This window comes from Curtobacterium sp. VKM Ac-2887, from assembly GCF_015350935.1.
Lineage (GTDB): Bacteria > Actinomycetota > Actinomycetes > Actinomycetales > Microbacteriaceae > Curtobacterium.
The window spans coordinates 191,426-207,870 of record NZ_JADKSB010000002.1; the positions used below are offsets into that span (position 1 = coordinate 191,426).

Annotated in this window: 19 protein-coding genes; 8 read left to right on the plus strand and 11 right to left on the minus strand. The window is 68.1% G+C overall.

Annotated elements, in window-relative coordinates; genetic code table 11:
* Positions 1 to 156 precede the first annotated feature (156 nt).
* From ITJ69_RS03690 to ITJ69_RS03705, 4 genes are all read right to left on the minus strand, one after another.
* Positions 157 to 915 (minus strand): GntR family transcriptional regulator, encoded by a 759-nt coding sequence (locus ITJ69_RS03690; RefSeq protein ID WP_123294141.1) that lies wholly within the window; start codon positions 913 to 915, stop codon positions 157 to 159.
* Between the two features lie 95 nt (positions 916 to 1,010).
* Positions 1,011 to 1,469: an SRPBCC family protein gene (locus ITJ69_RS03695; RefSeq protein WP_123340673.1), complete on the minus strand. Its 459-nt coding sequence runs from the start codon at positions 1,467 to 1,469 to the stop codon at positions 1,011 to 1,013.
* 92 nt (positions 1,470 to 1,561) lie between these two features.
* Complete coding sequence (locus tag ITJ69_RS03700; protein ID WP_123294211.1) at positions 1,562 to 2,200, minus strand: exonuclease domain-containing protein; 639 nt, start codon at positions 2,198 to 2,200, stop codon at positions 1,562 to 1,564.
* A 64-nt stretch (positions 2,201 to 2,264) separates the two neighbouring features.
* Positions 2,265 to 2,729, minus strand: a complete 465-nt coding sequence (locus ITJ69_RS03705) for a hypothetical protein (RefSeq protein WP_194672035.1) — start codon at positions 2,727 to 2,729, stop codon at positions 2,265 to 2,267.
* A gap of 91 nt (positions 2,730 to 2,820) precedes the next feature.
* Between ITJ69_RS03705 and ITJ69_RS03710 the strand changes: the two genes are divergently transcribed.
* Together ITJ69_RS03710 and ychF are read left to right on the plus strand one after the other, a co-directional pair.
* The gene (locus ITJ69_RS03710; RefSeq protein ID WP_132099572.1) at positions 2,821 to 3,378 is read left to right on the plus strand and encodes a hypothetical protein; all 558 of its coding nucleotides are present in this window, start codon (positions 2,821 to 2,823) and stop codon (positions 3,376 to 3,378) included.
* A gap of 74 nt (positions 3,379 to 3,452) precedes the next feature.
* Entirely contained in the window at positions 3,453 to 4,526 is a 1,074-nt protein-coding gene (ychF, locus tag ITJ69_RS03715; RefSeq protein WP_132099573.1) for a redox-regulated ATPase YchF, read from the plus strand.
* A gap of 115 nt (positions 4,527 to 4,641) precedes the next feature.
* Here the strand turns inward: ychF and ITJ69_RS03720 are convergent, their stop codons facing one another.
* Together ITJ69_RS03720 and ITJ69_RS03725 are read right to left on the minus strand one after the other, a co-directional pair.
* Positions 4,642 to 5,187 carry a site-specific integrase gene (locus ITJ69_RS03720; protein WP_228504719.1) on the minus strand — a complete coding sequence of 182 codons (546 nt, stop codon included), beginning with the start codon at positions 5,185 to 5,187 and terminating at the stop codon, positions 4,642 to 4,644.
* A 167-nt stretch (positions 5,188 to 5,354) separates the two neighbouring features.
* The gene (locus ITJ69_RS03725; RefSeq protein ID WP_194672036.1) at positions 5,355 to 7,280 is read right to left on the minus strand and encodes a hypothetical protein; all 1,926 of its coding nucleotides are present in this window, start codon (positions 7,278 to 7,280) and stop codon (positions 5,355 to 5,357) included.
* A gap of 682 nt (positions 7,281 to 7,962) precedes the next feature.
* Between ITJ69_RS03725 and ITJ69_RS03730 the strand changes: the two genes are divergently transcribed.
* Complete coding sequence (locus ITJ69_RS03730; RefSeq protein ID WP_323742950.1) at positions 7,963 to 8,370, plus strand: DUF2510 domain-containing protein; 408 nt, start codon at positions 7,963 to 7,965, stop codon at positions 8,368 to 8,370.
* A 30-nt stretch (positions 8,371 to 8,400) separates the two neighbouring features.
* On the opposite strand, the gene ITJ69_RS03735 is transcribed toward ITJ69_RS03730, so the two are convergent.
* A complete protein-coding gene (locus ITJ69_RS03735) occupies positions 8,401 to 8,880 on the minus strand; it encodes an XRE family transcriptional regulator (protein ID WP_228504721.1) in 480 nt (159 codons plus the stop codon).
* Between the two features lie 86 nt (positions 8,881 to 8,966).
* On the opposite strand from ITJ69_RS03735, the gene ITJ69_RS03740 reads away from it, so the two are divergent.
* Both ITJ69_RS03740 and ITJ69_RS03745 read left to right on the plus strand, forming a co-directional pair.
* Positions 8,967 to 9,431: a phage tail protein gene (locus tag ITJ69_RS03740; RefSeq protein ID WP_194672037.1), complete on the plus strand. Its 465-nt coding sequence runs from the start codon at positions 8,967 to 8,969 to the stop codon at positions 9,429 to 9,431.
* 92 nt (positions 9,432 to 9,523) lie between these two features.
* Positions 9,524 to 10,027: a hypothetical protein gene (locus tag ITJ69_RS03745; protein WP_194672038.1), complete on the plus strand. Its 504-nt coding sequence runs from the start codon at positions 9,524 to 9,526 to the stop codon at positions 10,025 to 10,027.
* A gap of 78 nt (positions 10,028 to 10,105) precedes the next feature.
* On the opposite strand, the gene ITJ69_RS03750 is transcribed toward ITJ69_RS03745, so the two are convergent.
* Complete coding sequence (locus ITJ69_RS03750; protein WP_131845315.1) at positions 10,106 to 10,393, minus strand: hypothetical protein; 288 nt, start codon at positions 10,391 to 10,393, stop codon at positions 10,106 to 10,108.
* 271 nt (positions 10,394 to 10,664) lie between these two features.
* Positions 10,665 to 11,276: an HD domain-containing protein gene (locus tag ITJ69_RS03755; RefSeq protein WP_194672039.1), complete on the minus strand. Its 612-nt coding sequence runs from the start codon at positions 11,274 to 11,276 to the stop codon at positions 10,665 to 10,667.
* A 137-nt stretch (positions 11,277 to 11,413) separates the two neighbouring features.
* Between ITJ69_RS03755 and ITJ69_RS03760 the strand changes: the two genes are divergently transcribed.
* The gene (locus ITJ69_RS03760; RefSeq protein ID WP_194672040.1) at positions 11,414 to 12,241 is read left to right on the plus strand and encodes a hypothetical protein; all 828 of its coding nucleotides are present in this window, start codon (positions 11,414 to 11,416) and stop codon (positions 12,239 to 12,241) included.
* Positions 12,238 to 14,067: an amidase family protein gene (locus tag ITJ69_RS03765; protein ID WP_194672041.1), complete on the plus strand. Its 1,830-nt coding sequence runs from the start codon at positions 12,238 to 12,240 to the stop codon at positions 14,065 to 14,067. The genes ITJ69_RS03760 and ITJ69_RS03765 overlap by 4 nt, the downstream gene beginning before the upstream one ends.
* 82 nt (positions 14,068 to 14,149) lie before the next feature.
* Here ITJ69_RS03765 and ITJ69_RS03770 read toward each other — a convergent pair whose 3' ends face one another.
* Positions 14,150 to 14,926 (minus strand): isocitrate lyase/PEP mutase family protein, encoded by a 777-nt coding sequence (locus tag ITJ69_RS03770; RefSeq protein ID WP_194672042.1) that lies wholly within the window; start codon positions 14,924 to 14,926, stop codon positions 14,150 to 14,152.
* 110 nt (positions 14,927 to 15,036) lie between these two features.
* Here ITJ69_RS03770 and ITJ69_RS03775 point away from each other — a divergent pair, with 110 nt between their 5' ends.
* A complete protein-coding gene (locus tag ITJ69_RS03775; protein WP_228504723.1) occupies positions 15,037 to 16,224 on the plus strand; it encodes a MalY/PatB family protein in 1,188 nt (395 codons plus the stop codon).
* Positions 16,225 to 16,233: 9 nt separating this feature from the next.
* Here the strand turns inward: ITJ69_RS03775 and ITJ69_RS03780 are convergent, their stop codons facing one another.
* Entirely contained in the window at positions 16,234 to 16,419 is a 186-nt protein-coding gene (locus tag ITJ69_RS03780) for a hypothetical protein (RefSeq protein ID WP_159571624.1), read from the minus strand.
* Positions 16,420 to 16,445 lie beyond the last annotated feature (26 nt).

Sequence of the window (16,445 nt, forward strand, 5' to 3'; positions counted from 1 at the left end):
TCCGTCTGCCGGTCCTGCGCCCGCTCGCTCCGTCTGCCGGTCCCGAGGTTCCGAAATCTCGGCATCTCGAGGCGTCCAGCGGCCATCCGTGGAACCTCGGCGTCACGCGTGCGGCAGTTCGTGGAACCTGGACGTCACGCGGTCAGCGCGAACTGCCTACTTGTCGACGAGGGTGACCTCGAACGAGTAGCGGTCGGGGCGGTAGCAGTGCACGCCGTACTCGACCGCGCGGCCCGAGGCGTCGTACGCGGTGCGGCTCATGGTGAGCACGGGGTCGCCGTCCTCGATCTCGAGCAGACCGGCTTCTTCGTCGGTGACCGCGCGGGCACCGATCCGCTGCTTCGCCACCCGCATCGTCACGCCGCGACCGCGGAGCAGCTGGTAGAGCCCGTGGTCCTGCAGGTCCTGGTCGGTGATCTCGAGGAACTCGGGCGGCAGGTAGTTCTCGAGGATCGCCATCGGGACGTCCTCGGCGAACCGCACGCGGCGGATGTGCGCGACGATCGTGCCGGGCTCGATGCTGAGGGCTGCGGCGACCTCGTCCGAGGCAGGGACGTCGTTGCGCTCGAGGAGCTTCGTCGCCGGTGCCTGTGACCCCTGGGCCAGGTCGTCGTACAGGCTCGTGAGCTCGACCTTGCGGGTCACCGGGCCGTGCACGACCTGTGTGCCGATGCCGCGGCGGCGGACGAGCAGGCCCTTGTCGACGAGGTCCTGGATCGCCCGGCGGATCGTCGGGCGGGACAGCCCGAGGCGTTCGCCGAGCGCGATCTCGTTCTCGAGACGGGCGCCGGGAGGCATCACACCGGAGCGGATCGACTCCTCGATGCGCGAGGCCACCTGGAAGTAGAGGGGCATGGGACCCGACCGGTCCAGGTCCATGAACAGGTCGGACGGCAGCTGGCCTTCGTTGGTCATCGCGGTCCTTCGGGGAATTGCGGGTTCGGCATCGATGCCGAGGGATTGTCGTGACAATACCACCGGGTGCCCTGCTCCCCGGTGTGCCACTCCCGTCAGTGCTCGACCGCGGCCTTCAGCTTGGCGAGGCCCTTCTCGAAGTCGCCGCCGAGGAACTTGTCCATGTTGACGAACACCCCCATCACGCGCGACATCAGGTTCTGCGGGCTCGTCATCGACCAGACGACCCGCGTGCCGTCGGTCGCTTCGTGCAACCGGAACGCCACCGCGCTCGACGACTTGAACGGTGCGGTGAACTGCAGGTCGACGTCGACCTCGGTGGCATCGACCCGTGTGATCGCCATGGACCCGGCGCCGGCCTTGCGGTTGCCCTTCCAGGCGTACGTCGAGCCGACCGTCCCCGGTTGGCCGGTGTACGTCCGCTGCAGCGCGGGATCCTGCCCCTCCCACGGCGACCACTCGACCCAGCGGTGCAGGTCTGCCAGGTACGGGGTGATGTCCGCGGCGCGAGCCGTGATGACGGTTTCGCGTTCGATCGTGGTGGGCGCAGCCATGCGCTGAGCGTAGTGCTGCTGTCGAGGCCGCGACAGGGACCTTCGGCTCGGCCGGCTCGGCCGGCTCGGTCGGCTCGGCCGGCTCGGCCGGCTCAGTCGGCGAAGACCATCGGGCGGTTCGACAGGCGGGGCTGCGGCGTCGAGGCCTTGGGCTTCTCGGCACGGGCACGGACCGGGGCGATCGTCACGCGGGTCGCCGCACCCAGGGCCTCGACCGTGTCGGTGCCGTGGTGGCCGGCGGCGTGGATGACGATCGCGGCGCACGCCTCGGCATCGGCGGCGGCATCGTGGTGCTGGAAGCCCTCGAACCCGGCGGCCATGGCAGCCACGGGCAGTCGGTAGGAGTCGAGCGTGTAGGTCTTGCGGGCCACCGCGAGCGAGCACATCGAGTGGTGCTCGGCGAGGTCGATGCCCGTTGCCGAGCACCCACCGGCGATGACGCCCATGTCGAACCGGGCGTTGTGCGCGACCAGGACGTCGCCCTCGGCGAAAGCCACGAGGTCGGGGTACTGCTGCTCCCACGTCTTCGCGCGGACGACGTCCTCGGCGACGATCCCGTGGATCCGGGTGTTCCACTCGAGGAACGCGTCGTGTCCGAACGGTGGGCGGATGAACCACGACGCCCGGTCGACGACCCGGCCCGCGCGGACCTTGACCAGTCCGACGGAGCACGCACTGGCGGGCGAGCTGTTCGCGGTCTCGAAGTCGATCGCGGTGAAGTTCAACGGCACGGTTCCGATCGTCGCACGGGGCGCCGACATCGCTGGAAGCCGCCTCGGCGTTGCGGCCGGACGCTCAGCGGCGACGTGCCGAGCGGGAACCGCTGCGCCGACGTCGCGCCGTTGCGCGCCAGGTCGCCGTCCGACGGGCTCGTTCGCGCTTCCAGTACGGCGCGAGCAGGGTCCCCACCATCTCGAACGCCACCGCGACGCCGTCCAGTCGCCAGCGCAGCGGCAGGCTCTCGACGTGTTCGGTGAGTCCGGCGGTCAGGTCGCCGGTGATGACCGGGAAGCCGGAGTCCCGGGGGAGGGGGATCCCGCGGAAGCGGTCCTCCTCGGCGTAGTCGATCGTGTCGTCCTCGGGGTCGTAGACGACCAGGACGTCCGCCTCGAGCTCGGCCATCGCGTCGTGCAGCTGCTCGAGCTCAGCGCGGGAGGCCTGCTTGAGTGCGGCGAGGGTCTCCGGTGCGAAGCGCTGCCGGAGCCCCGGCGCTCCCATGCCCACCGAGTGCACACCGCGCTCGTCGCGTTCGAACCACATCGACGTCCTCCTGTTCCGTCGCCCGGTCCGGACGACGGGAACCACGCTGCCAGAAGCCGTCGCGGCGCGTTCCGGGCGGTAGCGTGCCCGGATGGGGAACGACGGAGACGGTCGGCCGCTCGTGCTGGTGCTCGCCGGGGCGGGCTACGGACAACAGGCGCCGCTGCTGTGGTGGTCACAGGCCATCGCGTCGGCGGCCGGGTGCGAGGTCGTGGCTCCAGCCTGGACCATCGACGACGACGCCGGAGCCGACCCGGTGGCGTTCGTCGAGGCCGCGATCGGGGCTGCGCTGGGCGATCGCCTACCCGACCTGGTCATCGCGAAGTCGTTCGGGTGCTTCGCCCTGCCGTGGGCGATCCGGAACGACGTGCCCGGGGTCTGGCTCACGCCGGTCCTCACACACGACGACGTGGCCACGGCGCTCGCCGCCGCCACCGACGCGCACGACGCGATCGGGGGTGGAGACGACACCATGTGGCGGCCCGAGCGGGTCTCGGGGACTACTGCGCGCCTCCAGACCGTCGACCGTGCCGACCACTCGCTGCAGGTCGCCGGCGACTGGCGGCGCTCGCAGCGGCTCCAGGCCGACGTCTTCGACGTCGTCGAGCGCCGCGTCGCGGCCCTGGCCGCACACCAGACGGGCGGATAGCCTCCGCCGTTCTCAAGGACGGACTGGAGGCCCGGGTCGGCTCCGGCGGGCCGCCGCCGGTAGGCTCTTCTTCCGTGGCTCTCACCATCGGAATCGTCGGTCTCCCGAACGTCGGCAAGTCGACCCTGTTCAACGCCCTGACCAAGAACCAGGTCCTCGCCGCGAACTACCCGTTCGCGACGATCGAGCCGAACGTCGGGGTGGTGAACCTGCCCGACTCGCGGCTCGACCAGCTCGCCGAACTCTTCCACTCGGAGAAGACCGTGCCCGCGCCGGTGTCCTTCGTCGACATCGCCGGCATCGTCAAGGGTGCAAGCGAGGGTGAAGGGCTCGGCAACAAGTTCCTCGCCAACATCCGCGAGGCCGACGCCATCGCGCAGGTCGTCCGCGGCTTCACCGACGACGACGTCGTGCACGTCGCCAACAAGGTCTCCCCGAAGGACGACCTCGAGGTCATCAACACCGAGCTGATCCTCGCCGACATGGAGACGATCGACAGGGCGCTCCCGCGGTACGAGAAGACCGTGAAGCTCAAGCAGGCCGAACCGATCGTGCTCGAGACCGCTCGCGAGGCCCGTGCCGCGCTCGAGCAGGGCACCCTGCTTTCGGCCACCAAGATCGACCTCGCGCCGATCGCCGAGCTCGGACTGCTGTCGGCCAAGCCCTTCATCTTCGTGTTCAACGTCGACGAGGCGATCCTGACCGACGACGCTCGCAAGGCCGAGCTGGCCGCGCTCGTCGCCCCGGCCCAGGCCGTGTTCCTCGACGCCCAGGTCGAGTCAGAGCTCATCGACCTCGACCCGGCCGACGCCGCCGAACTGCTCGAGTCGACCGGCCAGACCGAATCCGGACTCGACCAGCTCGCACGGATCGGCTTCGACACCCTCGGGCTGCAGACCTACCTGACGGCCGGTCCGAAGGAAGCCCGCGCGTGGACGATCGGCAAGGGGTGGAAGGCACCCCAGGCTGCCGGCGTCATCCACACCGACTTCGAGAAGGGCTTCATCAAGGCCGAGGTCATCTCGTTCGGTGACCTGGTCGAGACCGGCTCCATCGCCGAGGCCCGCGCTGCCGGCAAGGCCCGGATCGAGGGCAAGGACTACGTCATGCAGGACGGCGACGTGGTGGAGTTCCGCTTCAACAACTGACACCCCGCATAGACACCGGTATCTAGGCGGTCTGAGCGGTCCCAGTCCGCGCTGAGTCCGCGGGAACCGCAGAAACGGCGCTCATGATGCCTGCTGCGGCCGCTCGGGTGCGGTCTTAAGCAGCCGGCCAAAGGTGGGTGTACGTCTGCAACGTTGTGGTCGCCTTCGCATGCCCGAGCGCTCGCTGAACGGTTGCCACGTCACAGCCCGCCACGATGAGTCCGGACGCGTAGAAGTGCCTCAGGTCGTGCACACGAGTCGGCTCGGCCTGCGCTGCACGCAAGGTCTTGGTCCACCAGTAGTGGATCGTGTTCTGATGAGGCGGGTTGCCGTTGTCTCCGAGGAACATCCACTCTTCGTCCCCGTGTGTGCCGACGAGGGACGCGTGCTGAGCCAGCATCGTCGTCAGCTGGTCGGCGAGATGCACGATGCGTTCCGACCCGTACTTCGGAGGGGTGATCCGTACTTCGCCGCCGACAGCGCGTTGGACCTGGCGCTGAACGTGCAGCTGTCGCCGCAGAAAGTCGATATCCGAAGACTGCACCGCCGCGGCCTCACCGACGCGAAGCCCGGCAAAGGCGCACATGGCGACAAAAGGCCGGAACCAGCCGTCAGCTGCACTGAGTATCGCCCCAACTGTCTCGGGCGCCGGGATGCGCATGACGTGCTCAGCCTTCCGAGCCCGCGGAAGCGTGACCCGGGGCCACCCGCCCCCGGCCCTCGCCTTCGATCGGTACCCGTGCTGCGCGGCGCAGTGCGCGCGGGTCTGGAGTTTCTTCAGGGGGAGTCAGATCACCGATGACTTGTCAAGCACCCCTCCCCTCTCAACTAACCGGGATTATCCATCGAAACGAAGTCATCGTTGATTTTGATGACGAGGCACATCATCAAGCGGAGTCCGCTGGTGTACGCGGCGTAATGATCGTCTATTCCTCGAGGCGCCATTTGCGTTCCGTGGGCGTACTTGTTTCTCAGCTCCGGGCCGTTGCTGTACTGAGTCTTGTTCAGGTAGAAATTGAAGTAGCTTGATTCGGCCGCGGTTAGAAGGGTCGAGTGGTTTGTCAGCCATCCGGCATCCATCATGACCCGAAGCTCTTCCATTTCGGCTAGCGAAACGTGCGCGGGCACAATGTTTTCCTTTGTGAATAGAGAATGAACTAGCCCCAATTGAGCGAGGCTTCTGAGGCGAATGTGTCCTTCTGCATTCTCCAATATGCGCAGATGGATCAAGCGATCAATCGCGGGAATCTGATAATGATGAAAGTCGGAATAGGACACCCGGTGTCCTAGCAGTAGCTGCGCCGCACTCCGCCCGTTGAGGGTCTCATTTATGTAGGTCAGGCGTGACTGGTCCGAGAAAAGCGCTTGGATGACGAAGTTGATGTCATCGGCTGGGCTTGCGACTAGATACTTAGTCTTCGAGAGGCTTGGCAGAGATTCATAAGCTGGAGGTCCGGATGTGAGGGCGAGAAGGTCACGATCGATTGCCCCTTCCAGGACGTACATTCGAAACTGACTAGCGATGCCCTCCATTTCAGCGAAGAGATGCCGCGTCTTCTCGAGGTAGGAAGATTGCGGCCCAGAGGGTTCGAAGTCGAAGTCGGGCGCTTCGAACTCCTCGCGAAGGTAGTCCCGAAAGAACCACGCAATCGTTTCCTCAAGGTTGATGCCTTGCGATGCGAGATAGTCCGTGTACAACTGCACCTGCAGCAGTGAGATCGAGTTCTTCTCTCCGAACGCCATTCCCGTCCGGTACGATCGACGCCCGGAAGTTAAGAGTCGCTCTATGACGCTCAATTCCGACTCATACGAAGGCAAGCTGAGCAGTGCTTGCTCGTCTGCGAAGTTGAAGAGGTGCTGGAAGTTGTTCAGGATGCTCGGATCATCATGCGTGGATTTCAACCAGGACTCGCTGTAGGTAAGATTCAGAATGAAGCCGTCTCTCTCGGTTATGACCGGAGTGACTTGCTCGCGCGATATTCGAATCCCTGCACCGGTCTCGGTGCCGCCCTTCTCCTTAAAAAGCCCTTCGACGAAAAGCGCGTGTTGCCTCTGCGCCTTGAGTTTTATTTTAGCATCGAGTCCGATTGAGTCGTCTAGAGCTGCCGTAGCGATGAGTTCAAGGTAATTGGGGTTGGCTCGAGCATGATCGATGTAGGCGTGCAGAAGTCGATTCATGTCGGTCGATTGGAGACTTCTTGGGAGGAAGATTTCCGCACGCCTGTCAGCCAGAAGAAACTTCTGCACGACAAGTTCGCCGCCGGTCGGTTCCTCTAGTAGGAGCTTACGAATGTCCTCGTCGTAAGCCTCGACCAACGCCCTGCTTTGCGTCATAGCCGCCAGTGGTAGGCCAGCTCTCGTGAGTGCCTTGATCATTGACGCTGCGTGAACGCGCTCGAACACCCGGTACCGCGCCAGAAGGTCGAAGAGATCGGATTGGTACCCGAAGGGGATGGAATCAAGGATAGAGCCGACTGTAGAGTCATCTATACGGGCAAAATATCTCCCCAATACTGCCTTTGCCGTGATGACTACGTTCGCGGCCTCGTCCTTCTGTTTTTGCGAGTAGTCGGGCGGGAAAATCACCGAGGTCACGTAGCGACTGACAATGTGCAACTCGATCGCGTCGCCGATATTCTTTGGCTCCGTTCTTGCGGTGGTAGACAGGCATTCGTCGAGGCGATCGAACTGCGCGTAGTTGGCCAGGTCTCCGTCCCCATAGAACTTGAGGCGCTTCAGCTCGTCGTTCACCATGCGTCGATTTGAGCACGCTCGGGAGACCCGCGGCAATGCCTGATGCGGATCGGTGTCGTCTTCCTGTGGGGCGGCTGGCAGCTGGCAGCCGGCTTCTTCTGTGACGCGAGCGGGAAGTTGTGCGTGACTGCGCGCCCGGCCAGCCCGCACCCGCTGTCTGCCGAGCGTGAGATTGTGGAGGTGCGAGTACCTCGACGCCTGGCATACGTTGTTCTGTTTGACACCTGGCACCCGCTGTTCCAAGGGTGGCATTGCGGATGGTCCATCGGGCTTCTGTCTGACACCCGCTGTCCTCGCAGGTGGCGCTGCGGATGATTGATCGCTTTGTCGCCTGGCACCCGCTGTTCCGGAGGATGAAGTGCGGGTGCCCAACGCCCTGCGAACTGGCACTGGCTCTCGCCCGAAGGCGGCGTTCGGCTGCGCAAGTGCCAGACCCGGCAGCTCGGGTTGTTCGAGCCGATCCTTCTTCGTCTGCCTACCGCTCGCTGCGGGCCGGACCTGGCGGAGGTGCGACAGTCAACCCCGGTTCAGTCCGTGGTCAGTCCGTCGCAGTGGTGAACGCAGGTCCCCGTGTATCGATACTGCCTGCGTGCAATTGCCCGGAGATTCGGGCCTAGCGGCGTAAGCCGTACGAGCTCTACAGTCACCGGACGTTCCGCTTCAACAACTGACCCTGCCACGGGTGCGCCAGGATGAGCCCATGACGAACCCACAGGCAGGTTGGTACGACGACGGTTCCGGCACCATGCGGTGGTGGGACGGTTCGGCGTGGACCGAGCAGGTACAGCCGAAGGCCCCGGACGCGCCTGGTATCGGTGGGGTGATCGGCCGTATCCAAGCGGAAGCCGCGGCGGGCGGACAGCCTCGTCCGGCGCAGAACGGCATGAGCTACGTGGTCCTCCAGGTGGTGCTGAAGGAGAAGTTCTTCGGGACGGGGTCCGGCAACCTCACTGAGCTGGAGAAGGCGATCAACGCGCAGGCGGCGCTTGGCTACCGCCTCCACACGATCACGACTGCTTCGTCGGGCAGCACGGGATTCGGCGGCGGAGACCGGCTCCAAGCCACCATGGTGTTCGAGCGGATCAGCTGAGTCGGCGAGTTCGGCTGACGGCGCGCGTCGTCAGAGCGGCACGGCTTCGGTGAGGACATGCGCGAAGTACTCGTCGTGTTCGATGTCATCGGTGAGGACGTCGACCTCGAACCCGGTGAGGCGCTCGACCACATGGGCGAATGCGCCGAGGTCGAACAGCGAAGCCGCGGGCGTCAGGCTGACCAAGAGGTCGATGTCGCTGTGCTCGGTATCGTGACCGCGAACAGCCGATCCGAACACACGGACGTTCTCGAGGCGGAAGCGCTCCGCCTCGTGGAGGATCGTGTCCGCGAAGACCGCGATCGGGATGCTCGGTCGGATGCGAGCAGCGGTGAGGATGCGATCGAGAGACTCTGGGTGGGGACGGCTCCGTCCGCTCTCGTAGTCGGAAATCTCCGGGGACTCAACTCCCGCCGCTTCGGCGAGGTCGGCCTGCGAGAACCCGATGTCCTCGCGCGCAGCACGGATCAGATCCGCGGCGCGGTCGACTCGCGTCATCGCTTCGTCCATGATCATCGACTGTAGGGGGACCGCGGCGCCTCCGGGAGGGAGTCGAGGGGCTAGATTCAGACCGTCCGAGCGCCCGAGGAGGCCCCATGTCGTACGTCGTCGACTTCGTGCACGTGTCCACGGTGGGTCTGGAGTCCTCGCCGGTCGCCGACGCACTCGCCGGGCTCCGGGCCAACGAGGCGCGGTACTTCGCGAACAAGTACGACCACGTGTTCACCACGCACGCCGCGGGTGATGTGCCGGATCTGGTCGCCTACGTGCGGCGGGTCCTCGAAGAGGAACGCGGGCTGGTCATCGCGTCGCCGCCGCTCGAAGCGACGGAAGCCCTGGTCGGGGGCGTGCGCTGGACGTACGTGTTCTACGAGTCCGGTCTGGCGATCAACGTGCTGTACACGCTCGAACCCGGCGGCAAGCGTGCGGTCGGCTTCAAGCTCTCCGACGGCATGGAGGTCCCCGAGGAGCTCGCCGACAAGTTCAAGTTCGCGCGGCAGAAGTCGAAGCTCGCCGGCACGATCCGCGGCTCGTTCTTCGTCGTGAAGGGCGATTACTGACGTCGCGAAGCAGCCGTGCATGCAAAATGTTTGGTACGGCAGGCAACGCTGATCGACCCTGGTCACCACGAACCGGTGATGAAGGGCAGGGCATGGGCTATGACGGCGACTCTGGTGAAGACTGCGGTGATGCACGGCCTGTACGTCGGGTTCACAGGGGACAGCTCCCGAGCGCGGGCGATGCGGGAGCTGTTGAACGAGAAGCGGGCGTCAGCGGCACGGCGAACGGCAGCCGAGGAGAGGCGGACGCCAACGTCCTCAACATCGCGGCAACGGAGATGTTCAGTGGACCGGTAGCGTCTCCGCGCGTCCTGGCCGAGTACGAGCGGCTCGTTCCGGGAGCGGCCGAGCGGATGATCGGCTGCCACCTCCGCTCCGAAGCGGTCGCTGCTGACGCCGTCGAGCGTCTGAGCAGAGCGGAGGCAGTCGCCGTCCTGACGGGTGTCATCGGTGCGCAGGTGCTCACCGTCGGAGCGCTCATCGCGGGAGCGATTCTCATCTCGGCCGGTCACACGGTCGGGGCGTTCGCTGCGATCGTGCCGGGGGTACTCGGGGCGGCGTCACAGGTCGTGGCTGCGGCCCGTCGAGGTGCGTGACCGTCGCACGGACGGCCCCGAGGACGACGAAGCGCCGCCGGGGAGCCCGGCGGCGCTTCGCGTTCGTACTGGTGGAGCCTAGGCCGCGAGGGCCATCTCGCCCGCCTGCACGGACTGTGCCTGCAGCAGGGTGCGGCTGGCCTCGCCGGCCCAGGAGCGGCCCGGGACGGTCCAGCCGGCCTCGCCGACGGCGTCCAGACGGGTGCCGCGGGTGACGAAGGTCTGCAGGTCGTCGGCCGCGATGCGGACGAGGTACTCGCGCTGCGAGCGGTCGTCACGCACGGGGAACTCGGCGATGCGGTCGGGGGTGATCGTCGGGGCCGCGAGTGCGGTCCCGAACACGGTGATTCGTTCGTTGCTGGTCATGGTGCTGTACTTCCTGGTCATTCGGCGCCAGGGCGACTCGGTGTCGGCGGACGTCTCAGTCCGGCGCGACGCATCGAGTGCGGGGCGCGCACGTCGAGTTTCAACGTGCTGCTGATCCGTTCGGATCGAGCGGTGGTCTCGCTTGGAATGCGACTCGGGTGAGTCGGTGTCGAGACGTTGGTGTGCGCGAGTCAGATGGGTTCGCGGCAGTGCACCAAAGAAACACTATACGGGCCCGATGCCGAGAAGTCCAGCGGACCGGCAGATCGACTCAGGAGGCCAGGAACGCGTCCCATCGCGAGCCACCCGCAGTCACGTTGCCCGAGCCGTCGAGCCGAGCAGCGGCGGAGGCCGGCTTGCGCGAAGCCTGCGCGTGGATGAGCTCGTCGAACGAGCCGGAGAACCCGAGGCGGGGCAGCGCGGTGGCGACGGCGTGCAGGTCGTCGGTGGACCACCGGGAGAACCCGGCACCGGAGACGTCGAGCGAGGTGGCGACCTCGAGCAGGTGCCCCTCCACGTCCATCGCGGGGTCGATGGAGGTCCACATGTGCCGCTCGATGACCTCGCCGACGCGTCTCGCGCGGGCTGCGTCCCACCCGGCGCCGAGGGCGAAGACGGAGCCCACGGCACCGCCGGCGTCTTCGAACGGCACGGCGTGGGCGTCGAACGACGGTGTCACGCCGAGGTCGTGCAGCATCGTGGCGACGAAGAGCAGCTCGCGGTCGGGCTCGAGGTCGACGGTCGGGGCGAGCAGGACCGCCCACGCCCACGAGCGCAGGCAGTGGTTCACCAGCGCGGGGGAGGACCAGGTGCGGACGACGTCCAGCGCCCGTGCGGCGACGGGGGAGGGCGGGGTGAGCAGGGCTTCGACGTCGAGCGACATGGCACGACAGTAGCGGTGCGGCGGAGCCGTAACGGCGCGGAAACGTGCCGGGCCCGAGCCGGAAACAGCGCACCGTTAGCTTTCGGATCACTGAGTACCCGCTCAGCACCCGACCTCCTCCCGAAGGACCTGCACCCATGCAGCACCGCCTCCGGCTGCGCCCCCGCGCGACGATCGTGTCCTCGACACTCGTCGCCGCCGGGGCGATCGGCCTCGCCGCCCTGACCGCCTCGCCGGCCCAGGCAGCACCGACCGCGACGACCGCCACCATCGACGCCCCCACCACCGCGACCGTCGGCACCGCCTTCGACGTCGACCTGACGATCCCGGCGACGACCGACGTCTACGCCTACGAGATCACCCTCGACGCCGACGCGGACTCCGTGTCGTACGTGGAGGACAGCGTCACCGGTCCCGACGGCGGCTTCGACAGCGTCGAGCAGGACGGCGACGCCCTGACGATCGTGCACACCCGGCTCGGGACGTCCCCGGCGCTCGACGGCGACCTCGCTGCCTCGATCGGCCTGACGCCGACCGCACCGGGCAGCGTCGACCTGGCGGTCACGAGCATCACGCTCGTCGGCTCCGACGGCACCTCGACGACGCTCACCGACCCGGCGAGCACCTCGATCTCGATCGCTGCAGCGGCGACGGCCACCCCGACGCCCACCCCGACGGCCACGCCCACCCCGGGCGCCACCGCCACGGCCGACCCGGGCGCCGGCGCGGGCGACCCCGACCCGACGACCACCGCCGGCCCGACCGACCCCTCCGACCCGACCAGCGGCGCCACCGCCGTGGCTGCAGCGGGTGGTGACCGTCCGAGCGGCGGCGAACTCGCCTGGACCGGCGCCGACGTCGCCCCGTGGATCGCCGCGTCGCTGGCCCTCCTCGCCGCTGGCGGGACCCTGATCACCCTGCGTGCGCGCCGCGCCCGCCGCGAGCGCACCGGAGCAGCAGAATGACCGCCACCAGCCGGAAGCGCACGGCCGTCGCCGGCGCCTCGCTCATCGCCCTCGTCGGCACCGTCCTCGCCGCGACCCCCGCGATCACGGCCGCAGCAGCACCGGCAGCTGTGGACGCCAGCCCCGCCGCGATGCTCGCGCCGTACTACACGGACCTCGACCTGACCGGCGACGACCAGGTCACGAAGGCCGACCTCGCGGTGCTCACCGAGCACCTCGGGGCCACGAGTGCCAGCGGTGACTGGGCGACGGTCAGCGCCGCGGACACCGACGCCGACGGCACGATCACCGCCGCGGACCTCGCGGCGCTGTCCCAGCGGATGATCTACGACGACGGCCCGTTCACGCTCGTCGAGGCGTCCACCATCGACATGCAGGCTGCGATGAACGCCGGGGTCACCACCTCGGTCGCCATCACCCAGGACTACCTCGACCGCATCGCCGCGTACGACCGCACCAAGGTCGACTCCGCGTCGACCGGCCGCGCGCTCAACTCGATCGTCACGACGAACGCCGAGGCCCTCGCCGCGGCGAAGACGGCGGACACCGAGCGTGCCGAGCACGGCATGACGAGCATGCTGCTCGGCGTGCCGATCGCGGTGAAGGACAACTACGACACCAAGGACATGCCGACCACGGGCGGCTGCGGCTGCTGGGACGACAACCAGACCGACACCGACGCCACGATGGTCGCCGGACTGCGCGGTGCCGGTGCGGTGATCCTCGCCAAGGCCAGCCTCGACGAGTTCGCCTACGGCTTCGTCTCGGAGTTCTCGTCGAACCAGCCCGCCGGCTCGTCCCTGCTGGTCGCCAGCCCGTACAACACGGCGCAGACCGCCGGTGGCTCCAGCGGTGGGACCGGTGCGGCGATCGCGGCGAACCTCGCCGGCATCGGGTTCGGCACCGACACCGGTGGCTCGATCCGCATCCCGTCGACGTACAACCAGCTCGTCGGCATCCGCCCGACGGTCGGCCTGGCCAGCCGCGACGGCATCATCCCGCTCGCACTGTCGCAGGACACCGGCGGGCCCATCGCCCGCTCGGTGACCGACGCGGCCGTCGCGCTCGACGCCGTGACCGGCGTGGACGCGGCCGACCCCGTCACGAGCGCGCAGTCCGGCAAGGTGCCGACCTCGTACACGTCGTCGCTCGACGGCGCCCGCATCGGCTACGTCACGAGCATGGTCGGCACGAACGCCACGGCCAAGCGACTGTTCGACGCGTCCGTCGCGAAGCTCGAGGCCGCTGGGGCGACCGTCGTCCCGATCACCGCGACGACGGCCTTCAACCGGGTGCTGTCCGAGGGCAGCGGCAGCACCAACGAGTTCAAGCACGACCTGGACGAGTACGTCGCGAAGCACCTCGACCCCGACGTGACCGCCCGGTCGCTGCAGGGCATCCTGGCCTCGGGCGAGTACGTGCCGAGCCGCAAGTCGACCTACGAGTCCCGCGACCTGATCACCGACGCGCAGTACCAGGCGTGGGCCGGGCCGACGGGGTCGCACACGACGCAGCTCGCCACCGGCAAGCAGCTCGTCACCCAGATGCTCGACGACCAGGACCTCGACTCGCTCATCTACCCGTCGGGCACGCCCTACGGCACGCAGTCGACGAACATGCGTCTGAGCCCGAACACCGGCATGCCGGCGATCACCGTCCCGATGGGGCAGGCGACCGCGGCCGACGGCACGATCACCGGCGCCGGCGTGAACCTCGAGTTCCTCGGCCGCTCGTTCGACGAGAGCACGCTGATCGGCCTCGGCTACGCCTTCGAGCAGGAGACGAAGGCGCGCACCACGCCCGCGCTGTACCCGGCGCTCGGCTGAGCTGAGCGGGTCGCGATCGCGACCACATGCAGACGGGAGGCCCGGTGCCAGCTGACACCGGGCCTCCCGTCCGTCCGCTCCGTCAGTTCAGGGTCGGGGTGTCCTCCGGCACGACGCCGTCGGCGTACAGGTCGGTCGCCAGGTCGCGGAGCGCGCGCAGCGCGACGCGCTGCGTGAGCGGACCGTAGGAGATGCGGGCCACGCCGAGCGCCTCGTACTCGGCGGCGGGCAGGGCTCCCGGCAGGCCGATGACCGACAGCTTGCCGCGGCCGAGGCCCGCGACGAGCTGCTCCACGACGTCGCGCTGGATCGCGCCGGGCACGAAGACGAGCGCGGCGCCGTTGTCGAGGAACGCCTTGCCACGTGCGATGGCGTCCGCGATGCTCTCGTCGATCGGACGGTCGCCGCCGCGGGCGATCGCATCCGTGCGGGCGTTCAACTGGAAGTCGACGCCCTCGGCCTGGGCAGCGGCCGTGATCGCGGCGACCCGGGCGACGGCCTCGTCGAAGGGACGCAGGCGGTCCTCGACGTTGGCGCCGACGATGCCCGAGCCGATCGCGCGGCGGATGGTCTCGGCCGGGTCCTCGTTGCCGTCGTCGAGGTCAGCGGTGACCGGCAGGTCGGTCGCGGCGGCCACGATCGCGGCGCCCGACAGCGCGAGGTCGAGGGGCATCCCGCCGTCCTCGTACCCGTACGACGCGGCGATCGAGTGCCCGGCGGTGGCGATCGCCTTCGTGCCGGGCAGGTCGCTGACGACCTTGGCGGTGATCGCGTCCCACACGTTCACGACGCGGAGGATCTCCGGGGCTTCGTGCAGCTGCTTGAGGGTGGTGGCCTTGTCGGCGGTGCTCGTGCTCATGGGACCGACAGTAGGCGGGGCGACGCCCCGCGTCCCAGGGTGCGCGGAAGACGACGCTGGATGACAGGCGGGCTCGCGCCGGGCCTCCCGGTCGGTGCATGCTGGGACGCATGGCGAGCGACGAGCAGGACCCGGTCGGCACGCTCCGCGGGGTCCGTACGAGCATCAAGTGGACGCGGTACGCGCCCGACGTGCTGCCGCTGTTCGTCGCCGAGATGGACCACGACGTCGCGCCGGAGATCCGCCAGGCCCTGATCGAGCGCGTGTCGCAGTCCGACCTCGGCTACCTCGACGGACCCGGGCCACTCGCGCCCGCGTTCGCGCAGTTCGCGCTCGACCGCTGGGGCTGGGAGATCAATCCGTCCCGCATCCACCTGGCCACCGACGTCAGCGTCGGCATCGTCGAGTCGCTGCGGCTCGCGCTGCCCGACGGCGGTCGCGTCGCGATCACGCCGCCGGTGTACCCGCCGTTCTTCGAGCTCGTCGACGAGGCCCGATGTCAGGTGGAAGAGGTCCCGCTGCTCGAGCAGTGGGGGCAGTACCGACTCGACCTCGAGGGACTCGAGCGGGCGTTCGCGAGCGGGGTCGGCGTCTTCCTGCTCTGCAACCCGCACAACCCCGTCGGCCTCGTGCACGACCGCGCCGACCTGCTCGCGATCGCCGAACTCGCGGCGAAGTACGACGTCCTCGTCATCAGCGACGAGATCCACGCACCCCTGACCCACCCGGGCGTGCAGTTCACCCCGTTCGCGGCCGTCGCCGAGCCCGTCGGAGCCCGCAGCGTCTGCGTGACCTCGGCGAGCAAGGGCTGGAACCTCGCGGGCGTGAAGTGCTCGATCATCGTCGCCGGTGACGACCGCACCGCCGCACTCCTCGACACCCTGTGGGAAGAGGTCGCCTGCCGCACGAGCATCCTCGGGCTGCACGCGAACCTCGCCGCGTTCACAGTCGGGACCACCTGGCTCGACGACGTGGTGTCCCGGATCGTGGCCAACGACCGGCTGCTCGCGAAGCTCCTCGCCGAGCACCTGCCCGGCGTCGTCTACACGCGGCCGCGCGCCGGGTACCTGGCGTGGCTCGACTTCCGCGGGATCGGGCTCGGCGACGACCCGGCCGTTCCACTGCGCGAGAACGCCTACGTCGCGCTGAACTCCGGGCTCGGGTTCGGGAGCGAGGGGCGCGGGTTCGTCCGCCTCAACCTGGCGTGCTCACCGGAGACGCTGCGCGAGGCCGTGTTCCGGATCGCCTCGGCGTACCCGTCAAGTGCGCAGGAGGGGCTGGTCTGGCACGTCGCGTGAGCGCGTGGGTCAGTCGATGTACTGGTTGCGCCCGACGACGCGGATCTGCAGGTCGTCGGTGCGGTCCATCGCCAGGATCTCGCGGGCGACGAAGCCGACGGCTGGCCAGCGGTTCACCTCGGTCACCATGAAGCCGTCGATGAACACCTGCCACGCGCCGCGCTCACGGACCGCCTGCACCTCGTACGTCGCCATGCCGTGAGCGTACCGAAGCGGGCTAG

Excerpts from the sequence above, each read along its gene's own strand:
- ITJ69_RS03690 (WP_123294141.1), bottom strand. The coding sequence starts at position 915 with ATGACCAACGAAGGCCAGCTGCCGTCCGACCTGTTCATGGACCTGGAC.
- ITJ69_RS03695 (WP_123340673.1), bottom strand. The coding sequence starts at position 1,469 with ATGGCTGCGCCCACCACGATCGAACGCGAAACCGTCATCACGGCTCGC.
- ITJ69_RS03705 (WP_194672035.1), bottom strand. The coding sequence starts at position 2,729 with ATGTGGTTCGAACGCGACGAGCGCGGTGTGCACTCGGTGGGCATGGGA.
- ITJ69_RS03710 (WP_132099572.1), top strand. The coding sequence starts at position 2,821 with ATGGGGAACGACGGAGACGGTCGGCCGCTCGTGCTGGTGCTCGCCGGG.
- ITJ69_RS03720 (WP_228504719.1), bottom strand. The coding sequence starts at position 5,187 with ATGCGCATCCCGGCGCCCGAGACAGTTGGGGCGATACTCAGTGCAGCT.
- ITJ69_RS03725 (WP_194672036.1), bottom strand. The coding sequence starts at position 7,280 with ATGGTGAACGACGAGCTGAAGCGCCTCAAGTTCTATGGGGACGGAGAC.
- ITJ69_RS03735 (WP_228504721.1), bottom strand. The coding sequence starts at position 8,880 with ATGGACGAAGCGATGACGCGAGTCGACCGCGCCGCGGATCTGATCCGT.
- ITJ69_RS03740 (WP_194672037.1), top strand. The coding sequence starts at position 8,967 with ATGTCGTACGTCGTCGACTTCGTGCACGTGTCCACGGTGGGTCTGGAG.
- ITJ69_RS03745 (WP_194672038.1), top strand. The coding sequence starts at position 9,524 with ATGGGCTATGACGGCGACTCTGGTGAAGACTGCGGTGATGCACGGCCT.
- ITJ69_RS03750 (WP_131845315.1), bottom strand. The coding sequence starts at position 10,393 with ATGACCAGCAACGAACGAATCACCGTGTTCGGGACCGCACTCGCGGCC.
- ITJ69_RS03755 (WP_194672039.1), bottom strand. The coding sequence starts at position 11,276 with ATGTCGCTCGACGTCGAAGCCCTGCTCACCCCGCCCTCCCCCGTCGCC.
- ITJ69_RS03760 (WP_194672040.1), top strand. The coding sequence starts at position 11,414 with ATGCAGCACCGCCTCCGGCTGCGCCCCCGCGCGACGATCGTGTCCTCG.
- ITJ69_RS03765 (WP_194672041.1), top strand. The coding sequence starts at position 12,238 with ATGACCGCCACCAGCCGGAAGCGCACGGCCGTCGCCGGCGCCTCGCTC.
- ITJ69_RS03770 (WP_194672042.1), bottom strand. The coding sequence starts at position 14,926 with ATGAGCACGAGCACCGCCGACAAGGCCACCACCCTCAAGCAGCTGCAC.
- ITJ69_RS03775 (WP_228504723.1), top strand. The coding sequence starts at position 15,037 with ATGGCGAGCGACGAGCAGGACCCGGTCGGCACGCTCCGCGGGGTCCGT.
- ITJ69_RS03780 (WP_159571624.1), bottom strand. The coding sequence starts at position 16,419 with ATGGCGACGTACGAGGTGCAGGCGGTCCGTGAGCGCGGCGCGTGGCAG.